Origin of the sequence: Isoptericola jiangsuensis (assembly GCF_048320105.1) — a bacterium.
Taxonomy (GTDB): domain Bacteria; phylum Actinomycetota; class Actinomycetes; order Actinomycetales; family Cellulomonadaceae; genus Isoptericola; species Isoptericola jiangsuensis_A.
The window spans coordinates 1,144,602-1,166,250 of record NZ_CP182942.1; the positions used below are offsets into that span (position 1 = coordinate 1,144,602).

19 protein-coding genes and 2 tRNA genes are annotated in these 21,649 nt (G+C 74.1%); 14 read left to right on the forward strand and 7 right to left on the reverse strand.

Annotated elements, in window-relative coordinates; all coding sequences use genetic code 11:
• Nucleotides 1-62 precede the first annotated feature (62 nt).
• The 3 genes from ACNHYB_RS05425 to ACNHYB_RS05435 are packed head-to-tail and all read left to right on the forward strand — an operon-like array spanning nt 63 to nt 3,750.
• Complete coding sequence (locus tag ACNHYB_RS05425; protein WP_418277384.1) at nt 63-848, forward strand: methyltransferase domain-containing protein; 786 nt, start codon at nt 63-65, stop codon at nt 846-848.
• Nucleotides 845-2,521: an FAD-dependent oxidoreductase gene (locus ACNHYB_RS05430; protein ID WP_418277385.1), complete on the forward strand. Its 1,677-nt coding sequence runs from the start codon at nt 845-847 to the stop codon at nt 2,519-2,521. Before ACNHYB_RS05425 ends, ACNHYB_RS05430 begins: the two co-directional genes overlap by 4 nt.
• 47 nt (nt 2,522-2,568) lie before the next feature.
• Nucleotides 2,569-3,750 carry a cytochrome P450 gene (locus tag ACNHYB_RS05435; protein ID WP_418277386.1) on the forward strand — a complete coding sequence of 394 codons (1,182 nt, stop codon included), beginning with the start codon at nt 2,569-2,571 and terminating at the stop codon, nt 3,748-3,750.
• On the opposite strand, the gene ACNHYB_RS05440 is transcribed toward ACNHYB_RS05435, so the two are convergent.
• Nucleotides 3,693-4,136: a hypothetical protein gene (locus ACNHYB_RS05440; protein ID WP_418277387.1), complete on the reverse strand. Its 444-nt coding sequence runs from the start codon at nt 4,134-4,136 to the stop codon at nt 3,693-3,695. The two genes, ACNHYB_RS05435 and ACNHYB_RS05440, sit on opposite strands and share 58 nt — an antisense overlap.
• A 32-nt stretch (nt 4,137-4,168) precedes the next feature.
• Here ACNHYB_RS05440 and ACNHYB_RS05445 point away from each other — a divergent pair, with 32 nt between their 5' ends.
• Nucleotides 4,169-5,287: a lycopene cyclase family protein gene (locus tag ACNHYB_RS05445; protein ID WP_418277388.1), complete on the forward strand. Its 1,119-nt coding sequence runs from the start codon at nt 4,169-4,171 to the stop codon at nt 5,285-5,287.
• A gap of 54 nt (nt 5,288-5,341) precedes the next feature.
• Here ACNHYB_RS05445 and ACNHYB_RS05450 read toward each other — a convergent pair.
• A tRNA-Pro gene (locus tag ACNHYB_RS05450) sits at nt 5,342-5,418 on the reverse strand.
• Between the two features lie 145 nt (nt 5,419-5,563).
• Between ACNHYB_RS05450 and ACNHYB_RS05455 the strand changes: the two genes are divergently transcribed.
• The 6 genes from ACNHYB_RS05455 (at nt 5,564) to ACNHYB_RS05480 (ending at nt 10,611) form a co-directional block, all read left to right on the forward strand.
• Nucleotides 5,564-5,634: transfer RNA gene (locus ACNHYB_RS05455), tRNA-Gly, on the forward strand.
• A 150-nt stretch (nt 5,635-5,784) separates the two neighbouring features.
• Nucleotides 5,785-6,873 carry a lytic polysaccharide monooxygenase gene (locus ACNHYB_RS05460; RefSeq protein WP_418277389.1) on the forward strand — a complete coding sequence of 363 codons (1,089 nt, stop codon included), beginning with the start codon at nt 5,785-5,787 and terminating at the stop codon, nt 6,871-6,873.
• A gap of 460 nt (nt 6,874-7,333) precedes the next feature.
• Nucleotides 7,334-8,269: a cysteine synthase A gene (gene cysK / locus ACNHYB_RS05465; protein ID WP_418277390.1), complete on the forward strand. Its 936-nt coding sequence runs from the start codon at nt 7,334-7,336 to the stop codon at nt 8,267-8,269.
• A 52-nt stretch (nt 8,270-8,321) separates the two neighbouring features.
• The gene (gene epsC, locus ACNHYB_RS05470; protein WP_418277392.1) at nt 8,322-8,933 is read left to right on the forward strand and encodes a serine O-acetyltransferase EpsC; all 612 of its coding nucleotides are present in this window, start codon (nt 8,322-8,324) and stop codon (nt 8,931-8,933) included.
• A 181-nt stretch (nt 8,934-9,114) separates the two neighbouring features.
• Nucleotides 9,115-9,585 (forward strand): hypothetical protein, encoded by a 471-nt coding sequence (locus ACNHYB_RS05475; RefSeq protein ID WP_418277393.1) that lies wholly within the window; start codon nt 9,115-9,117, stop codon nt 9,583-9,585.
• Between the two features lie 39 nt (nt 9,586-9,624).
• Nucleotides 9,625-10,611 carry a DUF1648 domain-containing protein gene (locus ACNHYB_RS05480; protein ID WP_418277394.1) on the forward strand — a complete coding sequence of 329 codons (987 nt, stop codon included), beginning with the start codon at nt 9,625-9,627 and terminating at the stop codon, nt 10,609-10,611.
• A 61-nt stretch (nt 10,612-10,672) separates the two neighbouring features.
• Here the strand turns inward: ACNHYB_RS05480 and ACNHYB_RS05485 are convergent, their stop codons facing one another.
• Nucleotides 10,673-10,984 carry a hypothetical protein gene (locus ACNHYB_RS05485; protein ID WP_418277395.1) on the reverse strand — a complete coding sequence of 104 codons (312 nt, stop codon included), beginning with the start codon at nt 10,982-10,984 and terminating at the stop codon, nt 10,673-10,675.
• A 194-nt stretch (nt 10,985-11,178) separates the two neighbouring features.
• Here ACNHYB_RS05485 and ACNHYB_RS05490 point away from each other — a divergent pair, with 194 nt between their 5' ends.
• Nucleotides 11,179-12,210 carry an LLM class F420-dependent oxidoreductase gene (locus ACNHYB_RS05490; protein ID WP_418277999.1) on the forward strand — a complete coding sequence of 344 codons (1,032 nt, stop codon included), beginning with the start codon at nt 11,179-11,181 and terminating at the stop codon, nt 12,208-12,210.
• A gap of 122 nt (nt 12,211-12,332) precedes the next feature.
• On the opposite strand, the gene ACNHYB_RS05495 is transcribed toward ACNHYB_RS05490, so the two are convergent.
• A complete protein-coding gene (locus ACNHYB_RS05495) occupies nt 12,333-12,677 on the reverse strand; it encodes an MGMT family protein (RefSeq protein WP_418277396.1) in 345 nt (114 codons plus the stop codon).
• A gap of 90 nt (nt 12,678-12,767) precedes the next feature.
• On the opposite strand from ACNHYB_RS05495, the gene ACNHYB_RS05500 reads away from it, so the two are divergent.
• The gene (locus ACNHYB_RS05500) at nt 12,768-14,069 is read left to right on the forward strand and encodes a GNAT family N-acetyltransferase (RefSeq protein ID WP_418277397.1); all 1,302 of its coding nucleotides are present in this window, start codon (nt 12,768-12,770) and stop codon (nt 14,067-14,069) included.
• Between the two features lie 28 nt (nt 14,070-14,097).
• Here the strand turns inward: ACNHYB_RS05500 and ACNHYB_RS05505 are convergent, their stop codons facing one another.
• Together ACNHYB_RS05505 and ACNHYB_RS05510 are read right to left on the reverse strand one after the other, a co-directional pair.
• Nucleotides 14,098-15,090: an Fpg/Nei family DNA glycosylase gene (locus ACNHYB_RS05505; RefSeq protein WP_418277398.1), complete on the reverse strand. Its 993-nt coding sequence runs from the start codon at nt 15,088-15,090 to the stop codon at nt 14,098-14,100.
• Nucleotide 15,091: 1 nt separating this feature from the next.
• A complete protein-coding gene (locus tag ACNHYB_RS05510) occupies nt 15,092-15,553 on the reverse strand; it encodes a ribose-5-phosphate isomerase (protein ID WP_418277399.1) in 462 nt (153 codons plus the stop codon).
• A gap of 89 nt (nt 15,554-15,642) precedes the next feature.
• Here ACNHYB_RS05510 and ACNHYB_RS05515 point away from each other — a divergent pair, with 89 nt between their 5' ends.
• Nucleotides 15,643-17,655, forward strand: coding sequence for a M13 family metallopeptidase (locus tag ACNHYB_RS05515; protein WP_418277400.1), 2,013 nt, complete (start codon nt 15,643-15,645; stop codon nt 17,653-17,655).
• A 12-nt stretch (nt 17,656-17,667) separates the two neighbouring features.
• Here the strand turns inward: ACNHYB_RS05515 and ACNHYB_RS05520 are convergent, their stop codons facing one another.
• Nucleotides 17,668-18,549 carry a hypothetical protein gene (locus tag ACNHYB_RS05520; protein WP_418277401.1) on the reverse strand — a complete coding sequence of 294 codons (882 nt, stop codon included), beginning with the start codon at nt 18,547-18,549 and terminating at the stop codon, nt 17,668-17,670.
• 455 nt (nt 18,550-19,004) lie between these two features.
• On the opposite strand from ACNHYB_RS05520, the gene pepN reads away from it, so the two are divergent.
• Nucleotides 19,005-21,602: an aminopeptidase N gene (pepN, locus tag ACNHYB_RS05525; RefSeq protein WP_418277402.1), complete on the forward strand. Its 2,598-nt coding sequence runs from the start codon at nt 19,005-19,007 to the stop codon at nt 21,600-21,602.
• Nucleotides 21,603-21,649: the final 47 nt, after the last annotated feature.

Below are 21,649 nucleotides of genomic sequence, written 5' to 3' on the forward strand. Positions count from 1 at the left end.
CGGTCCTCGGTGAGACCGCGGTTGACGCCGCTTCTCATCGGTCCGACCCGTAAGGTGTGGCTGTGCTTCGCAAACGCTCCGATGCCGCCGGTCCCGTCGAGGTGCGAGGAGCACGGCTCGCCGACGAGTTCGACCGTGCCGCCGACCGCTACGACCTGTTGACGCGACTCAACCCCGGCTACCACCGCGCCCTGCGCACCGCGGCACGCGAGCTGGTCTCGCGCTTGACGAGGCGATCGGGTGCAGGGCCGCTGACGCTGTGGGACCTGGGGTGCGGCTCGGGGCTGTCCACGCGCGCCCTCCTCGACGCCGCCGGCGAGGACGCCCGCGTCGTCGGGCTGGACGCCTCGGGCGGGATGCTGAGCCACGCCGAGGCGAAGTCCTGGCCGAGCGGCGTCCGGTTCGTGCAGGCCTTCGCCCAGGACCTGCCTCGGGTCGCACGTGAGCACGGACAGCACGACGCGGACGGCGCGTTCGCCGCGTACCTGCTGCGCAACGTCCCCGAGGACCAGCGCGACGACGTCGTGGCCGCGATCCGCGACCAGGTGGAGCCGGGCGGGTGGATCGCCCTGCAGGACTACCACGTCAAGGACCGCCGGGTCGCCACGGCCGTCTGGACCGTCGTCTGCTGGGGGGTCGTCATGCCGCTGTCGGTGGTCGTGCGGGGCAATCCGGCGATCTACCGCTACCTGTGGCGCAGCGTGGTGGACAACGACAGCACCGCGCAGCTCCAGGCACGCCTCGAGCGCGCCGGACTGACCGGCATCACCTGGCGCACCGGCACCGGCTGGCAGCGCGGCATCCTGCACACCGTCCTGGCCCGTCGACCCCAGGCCGACCCCGCATGAGTCGCCCCGTCCCGCCGGGGCGCGACCGCGGCGCCGTCCTGCACCCGGCCGAGCCCGGTGCCGAGCGGTCCACCGGCGACCGGCACGTGGTCGTCGTCGGCGGCGGCATCGCGGGCCTGGGCGCGGCGACGATCCTGGCCGAGCGAGGCGTGCGCGTGACCCTGCTCGAAGCGTGCGACCAGCTCGGCGGCCGGGTGCGCGCCTGGCCGGTCGCGGACCCCGCCGAGCACACGGACGGCACGCACGACGACACCGCTCCGCGCACGATGAGCCGCGGGTTCCACGCCTTCTTCCGGCAGTACTACACGCTGCGCGCCCTGCTGCGACGCAGCGACCCGACGCTCGCCCACCTGGTGCCGGTCGACGACTACCCCCTGCGCCGCGGCGACGGGCTCACCGACAGCTTCGCGGCGCTGCCGCTGACACCGCCCGTCAACCTCGCGGCGTTCGTCGTGCGCAGCCCCACCTTCCCGCTCTCGGCGCTGCCGTCGGTGCACCTGCCCAGCGCGATCGAGCTCGTCTCGGTCTCCTACCCCGCCAGCCACGAGCGCTACGACGGCGAGTCCGCCCAGGACTTCCTCGACCGCCTGCGCTTCCCGGAGGGTGCGCGGCACCTCGCCCTCGAGGTGTTCGCCCGGTCGTTCTTCGCCCATCCGACCGACTTCGGTGCGGGCGAGCTGGTGGGCATGTTCCACACCTACTTCGCCGGGTCCTCGGAAGGTCTGCTCTTCGACGTCCCCGACGACGACTACGACACCGCCCTGTGGGCCCCGCTGGGTCGCCACCTCGCAGAGCTGGGCGCCGACGTGCGCACCGGCACCCGGGCGCAGTCCCTCCACCGGGACGACGACGGGTCCTGGCGCGTGCGCACGGCGTCCGGGGACGTCGTCGCGGACGCGGTCGTGGTCGCCACCGACCCACGGGTCGCGCGCGACCTGCTCTCGCCGCTCGACGACGGGCCCGGCCAGACCACTGACGACGCCGAGCGCCGGGACTGGCACCGCCGCGTCGCCGCCGGGCGCAACGCACCGCCCTTCGCCGTGCTGCGGGTGTGGCTGGACGGCCCCGTGGCGCCGGAGCGCGAGGCCTTCCTGGGCACCAGCGGCTACGACCTGCTCGACAACGTCACGGTCCTGGAGCGCTTCGAGCAGGGTGCGGCCGACTGGGCCCGCGAGCACGGCGGCTCCGTCGTGGAGCTGCACGGCTACGCCACGGACCCTGAACGGGACCCCGACCTCGCCGGCGACGGGCCGTGCGGGCTGGACACCGCTCGCCTGCGCGACCGGCTCCTCGACGCCCTGCACGAGGTCTACCCCGAGACGCGCGAGCTGCGCACCGTGCACTCCGAGCTGCTCGTCGAGGACGACTGCGGCCTGGTGGGCACGGGCCCGTGGCGCGACCGGCTCACCGTCGACACCCCCTACCCCGGCCTGGCGCTGGCCGGCGACGGCCTGCGGGTCGACTGGCCGATCGCCCTCATGGAGCGCGCCGCCGTGACGGGGGTGCTGGCGGCCAACCACCTGCTGCAGGGCTGGGGCGTGCGGGGCGAGGACGTCTGGACCGTTCCGCTGCAGGGTGTGATGCGCCGTCGTCCGGACCTGTCGGCAGCGGGCGCGGCAGTGGCGCGGAGCGCACGGGCCGTGCGGGACCGTCTGCCCCTCGGCCGGCGATGACGGCGCGACGACGGGCGGTCCGCCCCGGCGAGCCGAGCACGCCCCGGGTGGAACGGCAGGGTGGCGACGGACGCCCCGGGGCGAGCACCGTGTGGCGCATCCGGTCGCTGGAGGCCGCACGCCAGGTGCTGCGCGCCCGGCACGCCACGACGCAGGCCGGCTTCACCGCGGAGGCCATCCCGCAGGGCCGGCTCAAGCACCACCCGATCCTCGTCTCGGACGGGCCGCTGCACGACGAGCAGCGCAGCAAGGTCGCCCGGTTCTTCGCCCCGGTGGTGGTGGCCGAGCGCTACACGGCGCAGATGGAGGAGTGCGCGGACCGCCTGCTCGGCCGGACACCGCCGGGTGGCCGCCTCACGCTGGACGAGCTCGCGCTGCACTACACGGTCGAGGTCACCGCCGAGGTGGTCGGCCTGACGGAGTCGTCCGTGCCGCGCATGTCGCGCCGCCTGGTCAGCTTCTTCCGCCAACCGCCCTTCGACATCACCCGCCGCGACCTGGGGCGCACCCCCCGCCAGTGGATGCTGGCGGCGTGGAACGGGCTGCTGCCCGTCGGACGCTTCTTCCTGGCGGACGTGCGCCCGGCGATCCGCGAGCGCCGCCGGCAGCGCCGCGAGGACGTCATCAGCCACCTGATCGACGAGGGCTACTCGGACGTGGACATCCTCGTCGAGTGCGTCACGTACGGCACCGCCGGCATGGTGACCACGCGCGAGTTCGTCACGATGGCCGCGTGGCACCTGCTGCGTGACGACGTCCTGCGTGAGCGCTACCTGGTGGCGGGAGAGCAGGAACGCTTCGCGATCCTGCACGAGGTCATCCGGCTGGAACCCGTCGTGGGGCACCTCTACCGGCGGGCTCAGGAGCCGATCAGCGTCTCCGACGGCGAGAGCTCGTGGACGATCGAGGCGGGTGACCTCGTCGACGTGTGCGTGCGGTCCACCAACGCGGACCCGCAGGCCACGGACGAGGACGGCCTGGACCTGTGTCCGGGCCGCACGCTGCCGCGGGGCGTGAACGCTGCGGGGCTGAGCTTCGGCGACGGTGCCCACCGGTGCCCGGGCCAGCCGCTGGCGATCCTGGAGTCGGACCGGCTGCTCACCCGGCTCCTGGCTCGCTCGCCGCGCGTCGTGCGGGAGCCGGAGGTGGGCTGGGACGACCTCATCGAGGGTTACACGCTGCGGGGGCTGGAGCTGGAGCTGCCGTCCGGCCCGGCCGGCAGCCGGTGACGGTACGTCCACGACGTCAGGGCCGTCACGAGCATCGCCAGCAGCACCCCGGTGAAGATGTGCACCGACCGGAAGTCGACGCCGAGCTCGCCGAGGGTGACCTGCACGCTCACCAGCACCGCCACCGCGAGCGCCAGCGTCACGTTGACCGGGCCCGCGGAACGGCGGAGCACGACGTAGACGCCCGCGGCCGCGACGGCGACCACCAGCGTCACCCAGGCGCCCGCCCGGTGCTGGACCAGGTATCCCGGCTGCCCGCCGAGCAGCGCCGCGGCCCAGCCCGCCTGCGCCACGACGCAGCTCAGCACGATCGTGGCGGCGCTGCGCAGCCAGATCAGGTGCGGGTGGGGCAGCGTGGGCCGGCGTGGCCCCCGTGCTGCGCTCATGACGAACTCCCGTCGACGTAGGGTCGGTCACCATGATGAAGGACGTGGCGGTCGTCGGGCTCGGCCCGGCCGGGCGCGCCCTGGCGTCGCGGTGCGCCACTCGCGGGCTGTCGGTGCTGGCGGTCGACCCGCGGCCCGACGCGGTGTGGACCCCGACCTACGGCATCTGGGCGGACGAGCTCGGCGATCTGCCCTCCGCCGTGGTCCGTGCGCGGGCGGCGAACCCCGAGCTGCGGTCGTTCGGCGTGCACCCGCTCGAGCGCGCCTACCTCGTCCTCGACAACGCGGCGCTGCAGGCGGCGCTGCCGCTGGACGGCGTCGAGCTCCGCACCGCCCGCCTGGACGACGCGCAGGTCACCGCGCTGCGCCGCGAGGCCCGCGTCGTGGTCGACGCGCGTGGCGCACGGCCTGCCGGGCTGCGCACCGACGACCCGGCACCGATGCAGACCGCCTACGGGATCGTCGTGCCGACCGAGGCCGCCACCGCGGCACTGCAGGGCGCCGAGGCGCTGCTCATGGACTGGCGCACCGACTGGTCGGAGCACGAGCGGCCGACCGCCACACCGACCTTCCTCTACGCGATCCCCGTGGGCGAGGGCCGGATGCTCCTGGAGGAGACCTGCCTGGCCGCCGCGCCGGGGCTGCCCGTCGCGGACCTGCGGGCCCGGCTCCGTCGTCGGCTCCTGTCCCGTGGTGTCGCGGCGTCCGCCGTGGACGACCCGCTCGACCGGGAGGTCGTCCGGATCCCGATGCGAGGCCGTGGCGCGGCGCCCCCCTCGGGCGTCCTGGCGGTCGGTACCGCGGGCCGCGGTGGGCACCGGATCACGGGATACTCGGTCGCGCACTCGCTGCGCCGAGCCTGCGCGCTGGCCGAGACCCTCGCCCGAGGAGACGTCCCGGCCGACGCCGACCCGCTCGACGCCGCCGAACGCCTCCGCGAGATCGGCCTGCGCGCGCTGCTCCGGCTCAGCACCCAGGGCACGCTGGAGCTCTTCGAGGGCTTCGGTCGTCTGCCCGCCGCACGCCGACGCGACCTCCTCTCCCGCGACACCGGCGCCGCCGATCTGGCGCGCACCATGTGGGGGATGTTCGCGACGATGCCTACGAGCGCCAAGGCGGAGCTGGTCCGCGCCACGGTGGGCCGCTCCTGAGCTTCCGGACGGGTTCGCCCACCTGCTCCGAGTGGTACCGGTGCAGGTGGGCGGTGGTCGGGGTGACAGGATTTGAACCTGCGACCCTCTGCTCCCAAAGCAGATGCGCTACCAAGCTGCGCCACACCCCGTGGTGCCCGTCCGCCCGGAGACGGCGGGTCCGGGCGCCAGTGTAGTGGGCCGACACGCGCCGCCCCTCCACCGCCCCGAGGGCGTCGGCACCCTGGAGGCTTTGCTAGGCTGGCGCCGCATCCCGACACCTCGTCGGGCTTCGTCGCGGGCGTAGCTCAATGGTAGAGCCCCAGTCTTCCAAACTGGCTACGCGGGTTCGATTCCCGTCGCCCGCTCCCTCCAGCCGGTCCCGGGATCTCCCGGGGCCGGCTGTCGTCGTCCCGAGCACCTAAACGGTTCGCCGGGTGGTCCACGCGCACACCGCGTGGAGTGATGGTGCACGACCGGGCCGCGCCCGCGGCCCCCGACGAGCACGGAGGACGACGATGTCCCACACCACCCGACGACGCCGAGCGGCGATGGCGGCGGCCGCGACCCTCGTGGCCCCGCTCGCCCTGGCCGTCGCCGTCACCGGCACCGCGACGTCCGCGGCGGCGCACGGATCCGTCACCGACCCGCCCACGCGCAACTACGGCTGCTGGGAGCGGTGGGGCGACGACTTCCAGAACCCCGGCATGGCGGACCTCGACCCGCAGTGCTGGCAGGCCTGGCAGGCCGAGCCCGCGGCGATGTGGAACTGGAACGGCCTGTACCGCGAGCAGGTCTACGGGGACCACCAGGGAGCGCTGCCCGACGGTCAGCTCTGCAGCGGCGGGCAGGCCGAGGGCGGCCGCTACGACGCGCTGGACGACCCTGGCGAGTGGTACGCCACCGGCGTGGACCACCAGTTCGAGCTGACGCTCACCGACGGTGCCAACCACGGGGCCGACTACCTGCTGATCTACGTGTCCAAGCCGGACTTCGACCCGACGACCGAGGCGCTGGGCTGGGACGACCTCGACCTGGTGAAGGAGACCGGCTCCTACCCGACGCAGTCGCCCTACGTGACGGACGTGGACCTCACGGGGTACGAGGGGCGTGCGGTGCTGTTCACGATCTGGAAGGCGTCGCACGCCGACCAGAACTACTACCTGTGCTCCGACATCAACATCGGCGGCCCTGACCTGGTTCCGGGCGACGGCGAGGTCGACCCGACCGATCCCCCGGTCGACCCGACCGACCCGCCCGTCGACCCCACCGATCCCCCGGTCGACCCGACCGACCCGCCCGTCGACCCCACCGATCCCCCGGTCGAGCCGGGCGAGGGGTGCTCCGCCGAGGTCACCGTGGTCGGCTCGTGGTCCGGCGGCTACCAGGCGACGGTGACGGTCACGGCCGGCGCCGCCGCGATCTCCGGCTGGCAGGTCGACGTCGCCGGGGCGAGCATCGTCCAGGCGTGGGGCGGCTCGGCGTCCGGCACCACGATCGCCAACGCGGCGTGGAACGGCTCGCTGGCCGCTGGTGGGACCGCGACGGCCGGTTTCATCGGCTCGGGCGACCCGTCCGGCCTGACGGCCGACTGCACCGGCGTCTGATCAGCACGGTCCGACGACGGCGTGGCCCCGGCCGGTCCTGGCTCGTCCAGGTCCGGTCGGGGCCACGCCGTGCGCCGAACCGCCCAACTCATCGAAGGTGTCGATCGGTGACGTCGGCCTTGTCGATCGGTGGATTGCTGGATAGGCTCGCAGCCGCAGGGAGGATCTCCCCGCCGAGACGTGAACGCGCGGCATCGTGCCGCGGAGAGGGGATGCCGCACCGTGGTCAGCACCGTGGTCGACGCGCTCCCCGCGACCGTCTCCGCCACCATGCCGGCCCGCTGCTGTCGATAGGGCGTCCGCGCCACGCCTGACCCGCGGGGTCGTGGCGACCGTGCGACGCTCGCAGCCCACGCTCCCTCCCACCGCGACGCAGGCTTCACGCCGACGGCGAGCGCCGGCGTCGTGCACGGGTGTCACCTCCCGCAGCAACACCGCAACCCACCGAAGGAACATCACCATGGCAGCCATCTACGAGGACGCGACCAAGCTCATCGGCCGCACCCCTCTGGTCAAGATCAACCGCCTCACCGCGGGTGCCCCGGCGACCGTCGTCGCCAAGCTCGAGTTCTACAACCCCGCCAGCTCGGTCAAGGACCGCATCGGCGTGTCCATCGTCGACGCCGCCGAGGCGTCCGGCGCGCTCAAGCCGGGCGGCACCATCGTGGAGGGCACCTCGGGCAACACCGGCATCGCGCTCGCCTTCGTCGGTGCGGCGCGCGGCTACGACGTCGTGCTCGCCATGCCGGAGACGATGTCGAAGGAGCGCCGTGCGCTGCTGCGCGCCTACGGCGCCGAGCTGATCCTCACCCCGGCGTCCGAGGGCATGAAGGGCGCGGTGTCCGCCGCGGAGCAGATCGCCTCCGAGCGCGAGGGCGCCGTGCTGGCACGGCAGTTCGCCAACGAGGCCAACCCGAAGATCCACCGCGAGACCACGGCCGAGGAGATCTGGGCCGACACGGACGGCGAGGTCGACATCGTCATCGCCGGCGTCGGCACGGGCGGCACCATCACCGGCGTCGGCCAGGTGCTCAAGGAGCGCAAGCCCGAGGTGCAGATCATCGCCGTCGAGCCCGAGGAGTCCCCGATCCTCAACGGCGGCGCGCCCGGACCGCACAAGATCCAGGGCATCGGGGCGAACTTCGTCCCCGAGATCCTCGACACCTCGATCTACGACGAGGTCATCGACATCAACGCGGAGACCGCGGTCGAGTGGGCCAAGCGGTCCGCTCAGGAGGAGGGCCTGCTCGTGGGCATCTCGTCCGGCGCGGCCCTCGCCGCGGCCGCGCAGGTCGCCCAGCGCCCGGAGAACGCCGGCAAGACGATCGTCGTGATCATCCCCAGCTTCGGCGAGCGCTACCTGTCCACCGTGCTCTTCTCCGACCTGCTCGACTGACGTGGAGCGGGCCCAGGACCACGACCACCACGACGACGCCACGGATCACCCGATGCCTGCCGGGCACCGGCCGGGTCTGCGCCACCTGCTGGAGATCCTCGTCGAGGATCTCGGGGCAGCGCACGCCCACGACCCGGCGGCGCGCAGCAGGATCGAGGTCGCGCTGGGCTATCCGGGCGTCCACGCACTGTGGGCGCACCGGCTGACGCACCGGATGTGGCACCGGCCGGGCCTGCGGCTGCCGGCCCGGCTGGTGTCCCAGCTCGCGCGATGGCTGACCGGGATCGAGATCCACCCCGGGGCGAGGATCGGCCGACGCCTGTTCATCGACCACGGCATGGGCGTCGTGATCGGTGCGACGACGGTGATCGGCGACGACTGCGTGCTCTTCCACGGCTCCACGCTGGGAGGGCGCTCGATGACCCACGGCAAGCGGCACCCCACCCTCGGGGACCGCGTCATGGTCGGGGCGGGCGCCAAGGTGCTCGGCCCCCTGTGGATCGCGGACGACGCACAGATCGGCGCGAACGCGGTGGTCACCAAGGACGTCCCCACGGGGATGGTCGCGGTGGGCGTCCCGGCGCAGGTCCGTGCGCCGGGCCATCGACCGGACCACGGTCAGCACGTCGAGGACGCCTCGGAGCTGCTCGAGTACGTCATCTGACTCGGCCACGGGGGCCGTGCGACCCGTCGCACGGCCCCCGCGCCGTATCCGGTGATTGCGATTCGGCAACGAACCTTGTAGGGATCCTTGCCTACCACTAGAAAGGAAGGCGGTGCGGTGCAATGGCGCTCCGCACCACTTACCCTGCTCCTGCCATCGACTGCGCAGCCGGAGGCCGCTGTTGTCCGACTCCTTGCCCGACGGCGCCTGGCACCAACGGGTCGTCCCCCGCGGTACGCGCTGGGTCGTCGGGGCACTGGCCGTGATCGCCGTCGCCGCCGTGTGGCTGCAGGCCTGGATCCTCCTGGTCGTGCCGGTGGTGATGGGCGTCAACCTCATGCGCTCCGTCGTCGACGTCCGCATCGACGCGAGCGGCCTCACCGTGCGCGCGATGATCGGCCGGCCCCGCCTGCACGTGCCCGCCCGCGACGTCCTGCGCGCGGAGGTACGGACGCACGTCTCGCCCCTGACGGACTTCGGGGGCCACGGCTGGCGCACCAACCCCGGCGAGGTGCGCGGCGTCGTGCTGCGAGACGGCGAGGCACTGACCGTCGACCGGCGCGACGACGCACCCGTGGTGGTCACGGTCGACGACGCCGCGGGCGCGGCGCGGGCCCTGTCGTCCGCCTCCCGCGCCACCCGCACACGCTGAGCTCACCCACCATCACCTCGACGAAAGGCCCACCCGGCGATGCCCCTGCACGACGACGACTGGCGGCGACGAGCACGGTCCGCGGCCTGGTGGTCGACGGTCGTGGGCCTGCTCCTGACGGGGGCGGCCGCGGCCGTCACGCTGTCCTGGCGCGACGACCTCCCGGCCCGGGTGGGCTCCCACTGGGACGGCACCGGGACGGTGGACGACACCCAGAGCGTCGAGGAGTTCGTGCTCTTCGCCACCCTCACCGCGGTGGCGATGACGGTGCTGTTCGCCGGTCTGTGCCTCGCGCTCGGGCGGAACGCGTCGGTGCGTCGCACGTTGGCGGGGGCGATCGTCTGGTCGGGCGGGCTGGGCGCGGCACTGATGCTCTCCCTGGCGCCGCAGCGCGACCTCGCGGACGGTTCGCAGGCGACGATGCCGGGCTGGCTGCTCGCGCTGGTGCTCCTGGCACCCGTGGTGCCCGCGATCATCGCCGCCGCACTGGTCCCCGGCGACCCGCACCGCCCGACCGCCGACCCCGTGCCGGCCGACGCGCCGCGGGCCGCCCTGGCCCCGGGCCAGGAGCCGGTGTGGACCGCCAGCATCGGCGTCGGGACCACCGGCCTCGTGGTGTCGGTCGCCGTCGCGGGCGGCATGGTGGCCGGCGCGGTGCTGACCCGGCTGTGGGTGCTGCTGATCCCCGCGGCGTCGGTCGTCGTCCTGCTCGCCGCCGTCCTGGCGTTCACGGCCCGCATCGACACCGACGGGCTCCGCGTCCGGTCGGTGCTCGGGTGGCCCCGGACGCACGTCCCCGCCGACGAGGTCGTGCGGGCCTCGGTGACCCAGGTGAACCCGCTGGGCGACTTCGGCGGCTGGGGCTGGCGTGCCGGGTTCGACCGGCGCAGCGTCGGCGTGGTGCTGCGCACCGGCGACGCGTTGACGGTGGAACGCACCGGTGACCGCGTCTTCGTGGTCACCGTGGACGACGCCGCCGAGGCCGCCGCGCTGCTCAACACCGTCGCCGATCGCGCCCGGTCCTGACCGGCCGTCGCGCACGCCCCCCGATCGCCTGTCTCCGGTCGCGCACTGCCTCAGGTCGCGCTCAGGCCTCGCCGGTCGAGGGCCGACGGGTCTCGGCGAGCCGTCGGGGGGCGCGGGCGTACCAGGCGTCCTCGACGGTCCGGGCCAGCACGGCCTCGGGGACGACGTCGAGGCGCACGAGCACGGCGGCGAAGCCGTCCAGGTGAGGGATGGTGAAGTGCGAGCCGGGCAGCGACGCCAGGACGGCGTCCTTCTCGTCGAGGCCGTCCACGGCGGCGGCGAGGATCGGCCCGGCGGGCACGGGGTCGTCCCCGTACCGCCGCAGGTCGGCCTGGGAGAACGGCCGCTCCCAGACGAACATGCGCCCGCCCACGCGCCAGACCCGCCACCCGCGCGAGGAGCCCTCGTCGGTGCCGGGCAGGGCGAGCGAGACGGGCGACGTCGTCGTAGGTGGTCACGATCCCCAGCGTGCGAGACAGCGTCTCCCCGCGCACGTCGGATAGGGTGCGAGGTGCCTGCGACGCCACGTCTCAGGTAAACCGCTCGACGAGGAGACCCATGACCACGCTGCGCATCGGCATCCAGACCGGCTACTGGTCCCGCAGGCCGCCGACGGGGATCGTGGAGATGCTGCAGCGCGCCGAGGCCGCCGGCCTCGACTCGGTCTGGACGGCCGAGGCCTACGGCTCCGACGCCTTCACACCCCTGGCCTGGTGGGGATCGCACACCTCACGGCTGCGACTCGGCACCGGGATCGCCCAGATGGCGGCCCGCACCCCCACCGCCACCGCCATGCACGCCCTCACGCTCGACCACCTCTCGGGCGGTCGCTTCGTGCTCGGGCTCGGCGCCTCCGGGCCGCAGGTCGTCGAGGGCTGGTACGGCCAGCCCTACCGCCGCCCGCTCGCCCGCACCCGCGAGTTCGTCGAGATCGTCCGCGAGGTCATCGCCCGCGAGCGCCCCGTGACGTACGACGGCGAGTTCTACACGCTGCCCGTGGGCCCTGAGACGCCGGGGGCCACCGGCCTCGGCCGGCCGCTCAGGTCGACGGTGCACCCCCTGCGCGAGGTGCCGATCGTCCTGGCCGCGCAGGGCCCGAAGAACGTCGCCCTGGCGGCCGAGATCGCGGACGGCTGGATGGCCGGCTTCTACGCGCCCCGGGCCGACGCGGAGCAGCGGGAGCTGCTCGCCGACGGGTTCGCGCGGCGCGCCGAGGAGCGCTCCGACCCGGCGGACTTCGAGGTCGCCGCCACCATCCCCGTCGTCGTGCGCGACGACGTCGAGGAGGCGGCGGACGTGGTGCGCCCCCACATCGCGCTGTACGCGGGCGGGATGGGCTCCAAGGAGGCGAACTTCCACAAGGCGTCCCTCGACCGTCTCGGCTACGGCGAGGTGACCGACGAGGTGCAGCGGCTCTACCTGGCGGGCCGCAAGGAGGACGCGGCCCGGGCGGTCCCCACCGAGATGGTCGAGGAGATCGCGCTGGTGGGCCCGGCCGAGAAGGTGCGCGCCGACCTGGCCCGCTGGGAGGGCACCGCGCTGACCACGCTGCTGGCCCAGGGCGACCCCGCCTCGGTGGCGGCGCTGCTCGGGGCCTGACCGCTCCCCCGCCGCCGATCCGCGGAGCGACGGCCACGGAGCCGGGGCTGCGGAACCGGGGCTTCCACGTCAGGCTGCGGCACCAGGACTGCGATGAGCACGCCGCGACGTCGGCGGCAGGCTCAGGGCAGCCAGACGGCACGCCGCAGGTCCACGCGGCGCCCGTCCCGGGTGAGCGGGCAGCCCTCGGCCCGCAGCTCGGCCAGCGCACGGTCGAGGTGACGCGCCGGGGGCGAGCCTGCGGCGTTGACCACCCGCCACCACGGCACGCCCGACCCGGCGCGGGCCATCACCTGCCCGACCTGACGCGGCCCGCCGCGGCCGAGCACGTCGGCCACGGCGTCGGCCACGATCCCGTAGGTCGTCGCCCGGCCGGCCGGCACCTGCTCGACGACGGCGAGCACCTCGCCGAGGTACTCCTCGGCCGGGGTCGGCCGGTCGGTCGGTGGCAGCGGGCGCGACGTCATGGCCCGACTATCGCACCAGCCGCCCACGGCGGGGCGTCGCGGGGTGAAATCCGGTGGCGCGGGACCCGCCCCCCGGCCCAGGATCAGGTCATGGACACCCCGCACCTGCCCCCCGGGTACCGCTTCCGGACGTTGGACCCGGCCGACAAGGCCGCCGCGGCCCGGCTCGACGCGTGGGCGTTCCCCACCGGAGTCCCCCTCGAGGACCACGACGCGCTGCCGTCCCCGCTGACGTGGGAGCGCACCGTCGGGGTGGAGGTGACCGGCGACGACGGCGAGGTCTCGCTCGCCGCGATCCACTCGTCGTACCCGTTCTCCCGCTTCGAGGTGCCGGGCGCCACCCTGCCGACCGCGGGGCTCACCTGGGTCGGCGTCCATCCGCAGCACCGGCGCCGCGGGCTGGCGACGGCGATGATCGACCGTCACCTGGCGCGGTGCCGCGAGCGGGGGGAGGCGTTGTCGGCGCTGTTCGCCGCCGAGTACGCCATCTACGGCCGGTTCGGGTACGGCAAGGCAGCCGACGACGTCCGACTGACCATCCCCCGCGGGGCGCGGCTGCGCGACGTCCCCGGTGCCGCGGACCACACCGTGCGCATCGAGCTCGCCGACGCCGAGCGGCACGGCGCGCTCGTCGATGCCGTGCACCGCGCGGCCGGACGTGGTCCCGGCGGCGTCGGCGTGAACCGTCCCGGCTGGGCGACGCGCGAGACCGACGAGCTGCAGGCACGCCTCTGGGACGACCCCCCGGCCTTCCGGGGCGGGCAGGAACCGCGCCGTATCGTCGTCGTGGAGCATGGCGGCGAGCCGCGCGGGTACGCGCTGCTGCGCCGCACGCTGGAGTGGCTGCCGACCGGGACGAGCGGCACGGTGTCGGTGAACGAGGCGGTGGCCCTGGACGCCGCGGCCGCGCGAGCGCTGTGGGGCGTGCTGGTCGACCTCGACCTCATGACCGAGACCCGGACGTTCGTCCTCGCGCCCGACGACCCCGTCCTCACCCTCCTGGAGAACCCGCGCGCCGCGGCCCAGCAGCGGGTCGACAACGTGTGGGTGCGGCTCGTGGACCTGCCGGTCGCGCTGGCCGGACGGCAGTACGCCGCCGACGTCGACGTCACGCTCGCGGTCACCGATGCGCGCCTGCCGGCCAACGCCGGCGTGTGGCGGTTGCGCGCCACCGCCTTCGGCCCCGCGTCGTGCGAGCCGGTCGACGGCGCCGCGGCGGAGGCCGACCTCGCCCTCGACGTCCGCGAGCTCGGTGCGGCCTACCTGGGCGGCACGTCCCTCGCGGTGCTCGGGACGGCAGGGCTCGTGACCGAGCGTGCGCCGGGCGCGCTCGCCGCCGCGAGCACCGCGTTCGGGTGGCCCGTCGCCCCGGTGTGCTCCTGGGTGTTCTGAGCCACCCGCGGCCGCCGCGCGGCGCCGGTCACGCCTGGCAGGACGGGCACCAGAAGAGGTTCCGGCCCGCGAGGTCCGCGACTGCCACCGGCGTGCCGCACACGCGGCACCCCAGGCCGTCGCGGTGGTAGACGTAGAAGGCCTCGTCCGCCGGCACCGCACCGGCATCGCCGTCGGTGTTCTGCCGGGTGCGGCGCCGGGCACCGTCCGGGACGTCGGGCACGCCGCGCGTGCCGTCCCGGTCGGCGGGCCGGGTGGTGACGATCCGGCCGGTGTCCGCGCCGTCCCTCATGAGCGCCACGAGGTCGTCCCAGACGGCACCGAGGATCCCGGCGGGCACGTCGCGGCCCGGGCGCAGCGGGTCCAACCCGGCCCGGAACAGGACCTCGGCGCGGTAGATGTTGCCGACGCCCGCCACCACGGCCTGGTCCATGAGCTGCTGGCCCACGGTCACCCGCGAGCGGCGCACACGGTCCACGAAGGCGTCCCGTGCGGCGTCGAGCGAGGCCCGTCCCCCGTCGGGGCGGATCGGGTCCGGACCGAGTCGCGCCTCGGCCGCCGACTTCTCGGCCCCGGTGAGGACCTCGCAGGCCGTGGGCCCGGTGAGGTCGGCGACGGCGTCGTCCGCCAGGAGACGCACGCGCACGGCACCGCGCGGCGCCGGCGGCGTCCACGGACCGTCGGACGCATCGACGACGACCGGTGTCGAGTCCCGTTCCCCGATGCGGCGACGCGGGGCACCGATGGCGTGCACGACGTCGTCCCCGGAGCCCGCGAACGTCCACGCCCCGTACAGGCCGAGGTGGACGCGCAGCCAGTGCTGCACCTCGGCGTGCGGCGTCGGCGCGAACCCGCAGAAGAGCTGCTTGCCCCACGCCTCGGCGCGCACCAGGACCGCACCGTCGAGCAGTGCGGCCCCGGCGGCGAAGCGGCCCTGCGGGCTGGTGACGGCGAGCCGGCGCCCGGCGAACAGCGTCGTCAGGGTCCGGGCCAGCCGGTGGACGGTGTGCCCCTCGGGCACGTCAGGACGCGGCGGGCCGTGCGGCCTCGTACGCGGCGAGCTGGTCGACGCGCCGCTGGTGACGGGCGTCGCCGGAGAACGGCTCGGCGACGAACGCGTCCACGAAGGACGTCGCCTCCGCCAGCGAGTGCTGGCGGCCGCCGACGGAGATCACGTTCGCGTCGTTGTGCTGGCGGCCCAGCGTCGCCGTATCGAGCGACCAGGCCAGGACGGCGCGCACGCCGGGCACCTTGTTGGCGGCGATCTGCTCACCGTTGCCGGACCCGCCGATGACGATGCCGAGCGAGCCGGGATCGGCCACGACGGCCTCGCCCGCGGCGAAGCAGAACGCGGGGTAGTCGTCCTGGGCGTCGTAGTCGTGGGCTCCGTGGTCGACGACGTCGTGACCGGCGGCGGTCAGGTGCTCGACGAGGTGGGACTTGAGCTCGAATCCGGCGTGATCGGCGGCGATGTGCAGACGCATGAGAGCCATTGTCCAACATCGGGCGGCGGCGTGCTGCAGCGTCCCACGTCGGGCGGAACGCACGTGCTCCGGGCGCGTATCGTGGCGCCATGACGACCGACGCGACCGGGCTGCGGTCCGGCATCGACCTGACTGCCCTCGACGACGCCGTCCGCCCCCAGGACGACCTGTTCCGCCACGTCAACGGGCGCTGGCTGGCCACGCACGAGATCCCCGCCGACCGGTCCATGGACGGCGCGTTCCGCGTCCTGCACGACGCCGCCGAGGAGCACGTGCGCGAGATCATCGTCGACGCCGGCGAGGCCGTGCGGGCCGGCGAGGCCACCGGCCCGCAGGCCCAGGTCGGCGCCCTGTACGCCAGCTTCATGGACACCGCCCGGATCGAGGCCGCCGGGACGGACCCGATCGCCGACGAGCTCGCCGCGATCCGCGACGCGGGCGACACCGCCGCCCTGACGCGCGTGCTCGGCGAGCTGGAGCGCACCGGTGGGGGCGGCGTCGTCGGCATGTACGTCGACAACGATGCCAAGGACCCCGAGCGCTACGTCGTCTACCTCGTCCAGGGCGGCCTCGGGCTGCCCGACGAGGCCTACTACCGCGAGGAGCAGTACGCCCCCGTGCTCGCGGCGTACGCCCCGCACGTCGAGCGGATGCTCCGGCTCGTCGGCGTCGACGAGGACTCCTGGGGCGCGAGCCCGGCCGACGCCGCCCGGCGCGTCGTCGCGCTGGAGACCCGCCTCGCCGCCCACCACTGGGACGTGGTGCGAGACCGCGACGCGACCGCCACCTACAACCCCATGACGCTGGCCGACCTCGCCGCGACCGCTCCCGGCTTCGACTGGCACGCCTGGGCACAGGCCCTCGGCGCCCCCGCCGGGTCCCTGGACGACCTGGTGGTCCGCGAGCCCTCCTTCGCGACCGGCTTCGCCGAGCTGTGGACCGGCGCCGACCTCGCCGACTGGCGGCTGTGGGCCGCGTACCACCTCGTCACGGCACGCGCCCCCTACCTGACCGACGCCGTCGTCGAGGCGAACTTCGACTTCTACGGCCGCACGCTGTCCGGGGCCCAGGAGGTCCGCGAGCGCTGGAAGCGCGGCGTCAGCGTCGTCCAGGGCGCGCTCGGCGAGGTCGTCGGCCAGGAGTACGTGGCGCGGCACTTCCCGCCCAGCCACAAGGAACGCATGGACGAGCTCGTCGCGAACCTCGTGGCCGCGTACCGCGAGTCCATCGCCGGCCTCGACTGGATGACCGACGACACCCGCGCCCGCGCGCTCGACAAGGTGGAGCAGTTCACCCCCAAGGTCGGCTACCCGGTCCGCTGGAAGGACTACTCGGCCCTCGAGGTCGTCGAGGACGACCTCGTGGGCAACGTGCGTCGCGCCCACGCGTTCGAGCAGGACCGCGAGCTCGGCAAGATCGGCAGGCCCCTGGACCGCGACGAGTGGTTCATGACCCCGCAGACGGTCAACGCCTACTACAACCCCGGCATGAACGAGATCGTCTTCCCCGCGGCGATCCTGCAGCCGCCGTTCTTCGACCCGCAGGCCGACGACGCCGTCAACTACGGCGGCATCGGTGCGGTGATCGGCCACGAGATCGGTCACGGGTTCGACGACCAGGGCTCCAAGTACGACGGCGCCGGCCGCCTGGAGGACTGGTGGACGCAGTCCGACCGCCAGGAGTTCGAGAAGCGCACCACGGCCCTGGTCGAGCAGTACGACTCCTACCGCCCCGCCCAGCTCGGCGAGGACGGCCCGACGGTCAACGGGTCGCTCACCATCGGGGAGAACATCGGCGACCTCGGCGGCCTGTCGATCGCCCTGGCCGCCTACCGGATCGCGCTCGGCCGGCCGCTGGACGACGCGCCCGTCGTCGACGGCCTGACCGGCACCCAGCGGGTGTTCCTCGGCTGGGCCCAGGTGTGGCAGTCGAAGGGCCGCGACGCGGAGATGGTGCGACGCCTCGCCACCGACCCCCACTCCCCCAACGAGTTCCGCTGCAACGGCGTGGTGCGCAACGTCGACGAGTTCTACACGGCGTTCGGCGTGGGCCCCGACGACGCGCTCTACCTGCCGCCCGAGGAGCGCGTGCACATCTGGTGACGGCGGCGGGCGTCAGCCGTTGGTGCCGATCCCGGCGCGCGCCAGCGAGAAGCCGTTGCCCGACGGGTCGTGCACGCAGTGCATGCCGTCCTGACGGGACTCGCAGGTGAAGTCGCCCTCGGTCACCGACTCGCCGTACGGCACCTGGTCGGTCTTCTTGGAGGCCTTCTTCGGGGAGTCGCCGGACTCCACGCACGGCAGCGACACCTGACCGTCCGCGTCGAGCGTGACCACGTAGCCGGTGGTGCCGTCGCAGCTCTCGACGGGTGCCGGCTGCTGGTCGAGCGCGGCGATGCCGCACGTGACGGCGTTCTCGAAGAACTGGCAGGTGATGTTGCGCGACGGCGAGGCGAACTCGGCGAGCTGTTCGCCCGGGTCGGCTGCCGCGTCGGCGTCCTCGTCGCCCGGCTCCTGGCTGGGGTCCGCGGCGGCCGCGACGTCCCCGGTGGGGGCGACCTGGGGGCTCGGGCCGGTGATCGCGTTGAAGGCGAAGATCCCGACGACCACGATGAGCACCACGTCGAGCGCGATGAACGCGATCCATCCCGGGGTGAGCCTGCGCCGGGACCTGCCCACGGCGGGGTTCTGGGTCGTGGGCGGGTCGGCAGGTGCCGGCGCCTGCTGGTAGGCGGGCTGGTGGCTCGGCTGCTGGTAGGCGGGCTGGTGGCTCGGCTGCTGGTAGCCGGGCTGGTGGCTCGGCTGCTGGTAGCCGGGCTGGTGGCTCGGCTGCTGGTAGCCGGGCTGGTGGCTCGGCTGCTGGTAGGCGGTCTGCTGGTAGGCGGGCTCCGCGGCCTGCGGTGCAGCCACGTAGCCGTACTGCTGCGGCGGCGCCGAGAACACCGGCTGGCGGTGCGGCACCTGGGCGGCGGGCGGCTGCGCCGGGGACGGCTGCATCCAGGGCTGGGTCGCCGTGGCGTCGACCGGCCCAGTCTGCGCCGGCCCAGTCTGCGCTGGCCCGGCCTGCGTCGGCGCGGGCGGGATCGGCGCGTGCTGGTTGCGCGCCGGTGCACCGGGTGCGAACGACGGGGGCGCCTGCCGGACCGGTTCCGCGGCCTCGGGCGAGCGCGACGAAGCTCCGTCCCGGTCCTGCGGTGCAGGCCGGGGCGGCGGGGGTGGCGGCACGTTGCCGGACATGTGTGCTCCCTCCCGCGTCGGACCTGCCGTGGCGGCCGACACGATGACACGCACAGCGCAGGATGTCACGACACCCGGTGAGGGGTCGAACCCGCGGGGGCCTCGGGACCCGCGCGCAGGCCGCGTTCGCGGGACGGACGTCGACCTCGGGAGGTGGCATGATCGACGGCGGGCCGCGGCGACCTCGCGGCCACCACCGACCCGAGGGAGCATCCGTGCCCGGAGAGAACCTGACCCGCGCCGAGGCGATCGGCCGCGCCGACGTCGTCACCGCCGTCGAGTCCTACGTCATCGACCTCGACCTCACCACCGGCCCGGAGACCTTCGCGTCCACGACGACGATCCGGTTCTCCGCCGTCGACGGCGCCTCGACGTTCCTGGACCTCGTCGCGCCGTCCGTGCGCGAGATCGTCCTCAACGGGCGCACGCTCGACGTCGCGACGGTCTTCGCGGACTCGCGGATCGCGCTCGACGACCTGGCCGCCGAGAACGAGGTGCGCGTCGTCGCCGACTGCGGCTACACGAACACCGGCGAGGGCCTGCACCGGTTCGTCGACCCGGTCGACGGGGAGGTCTACCTCTACACCCAGTTCGAGGTGCCCGACGCCCGCCGCGTGTTCGCCACGTTCGAGCAGCCGGACCTGAAGTCGACGTTCCAGGTCACGGTCACCGCGCCCGCGGCCTGGCAGGTCGTCTCCAACCAGCCCACCCCCGAGCCCACGTCGGCGCAGCACGCCACCGCTCCCGGCCAGGACGCCGCCCGCTGGGAGTTCGGCCCCACGCCGCGCATCTCGACCTACCTCGTGGCGCTCGTCGCCGGGCCGTACGCCGTCGAGCGCGGCGAGGCGACGTCGTCGGACGGGCGCACGATCCCGATGGGCGTGTTCTGCCGCTCGTCGCTGTCGGAGCACCTCGACGCCGAGGCCATCATGACCACGACCCGTCAGGGCCTGGCGTTCTACGAGGACACCTTCGGGGTGCCGTACCCGTTCGACAAGTACGACCAGCTCTTCGTGCCCGAGTACAACATGGGCGCGATGGAGAACCCGGGCTGCGTCACGTTCACCGAGTCCTACGTGTTCCGCTCCAAGGTGACCGACGCCGTGCGCGAGCGCCGCGTGGTGACGATCCTGCACGAGCTGGCGCACATGTGGTTCGGCGACCTGGTCACCATGAAGTGGTGGAACGACCTGTGGCTGAACGAGTCGTTCGCCGAGTACGTCTCCACGCTCGCCACCGCCGAGGCGACCGAGTGGGAGGCCGCCTGGACCACGTTCAGCGCGATGGAGAAGACCTGGGCGTACCGCCAGGACCAGCTCCCCTCGACGCACCCGATCGTCGCGGAGATCAACGACCTGGAGGACGTCCAGGTCAACTTCGACGGGATCACCTACGCGAAGGGTGCCTCGGTGCTCAAGCAGCTCGTCGCCTGGGTGGGTCGCGAGGAGTTCGTCGCGGGCGTGTCGGCCTACTTCCGCAAGCACGCGTGGGGCAACACCGTGCTCGCCGACCTGCTGGTCGAGCTGGAGGCCACCAGCGGCCGCGACCTCGCCGCCTGGTCGAAGGCGTGGCTGGAGACCGCCGGGGTGAACACCCTGCGCCCCGCGATCGAGACGGACGACGCCGGCCGCGTCACCGCGTTCGCGATCGAGCAGTCCGCCGCCGCCGACCACCCCACCATCCGCCCGCACCGGCTCGGCATCGGCTTCTACGACCTCGTCGACGGAGCCGTGGTGCGCACCCGGTCGGTGCACGTCGACGTCGCCGGGGAGCGCACCGAGATCGCCGAGCTCCTGGGCGCGGACCTGCCGGGCCTGGTGCTGGTCAACGACGACGACCTCGCCTACGCCAAGGTGCGGCTGGACGACGCCTCCCTCGCGTTCGCCGTCGAGCACCTCTCGCGCATCAGCGACCCGCTGGCCCGCTCGCTCGTCTGGGGCTCCGTCTGGGACGCGGTGCGCGACGGCGAGACGCCGGCGTCGTCGTACGTCGACCTGGTGCTGGGCAACATCGCCGCCGAGACCGAGTCGACGACGGTGCGCACCACGCTGGCCCAGCTCGGCCTGGCGGCGCGCTCCTACGTGGCCCCGGAGCGTCGCGCGCAGACGCTGCAGCGCGTCGGGGACACCCTGTGGACCCTCGCCCAGCAGGCGCAGGCAGGTTCGGACCTGCAGCTCCAGCTCGTCAAGTACTTCGCGGCGCTGGCCTCCACGGAGAACCACGTGGCCCCGCTGCGGGGCCTGTTCGACGGGTCCGTCCTGCTGGACGGTCTCAGCGTGGACACCGACCTGCGCTGGGAGCTCCTGCAGAGCCTGGTGCTCCTCGGTGCCGCGGGCGGGTCCGAGGTCGACACGGCGCTGGCCGCGGACGACACGGCCACGGGCCGACAGGCCGCCGCGCGCGCCCGGGCGTCCCTGCCGACGCCGGACGGCAAGGCGGCGGCGTTCGCCTCCGTCGTGGACGACGCCGACGCCCCGAACGCGATCATCCGGGCGACGGCGGCGGGCTTCGTGCACGTCGTCGACCCGAGCGTCCTGGAGCCGTTCGCCCAGCGCTACGTCGACGCGCTCCTGCCCATCTGGGAGAGCCGCAGCTACCACATCGCCGAGGAGCTCATCGAGGGGCTCTACCCGGCGCCGCTGGCGTCCCCGGCGCTGCGCGACACGGTGCGCGGCTGGCTGAAGGCCCACCCCGACGCGCCGGCGGCGCTGCGCCGCATGGTCGTCGAGGCCCTCGCCGGTACCGAGCGTGCGCTCGCCGCCCAGGCGGTCGACGCCCAGGCGGTCGACGCCCAGGCGGCCGACGCCGTCTGAGTGGCGGCACGGCCACGGCCGGGTGACCCCGAGGTCACCCGGCCGTC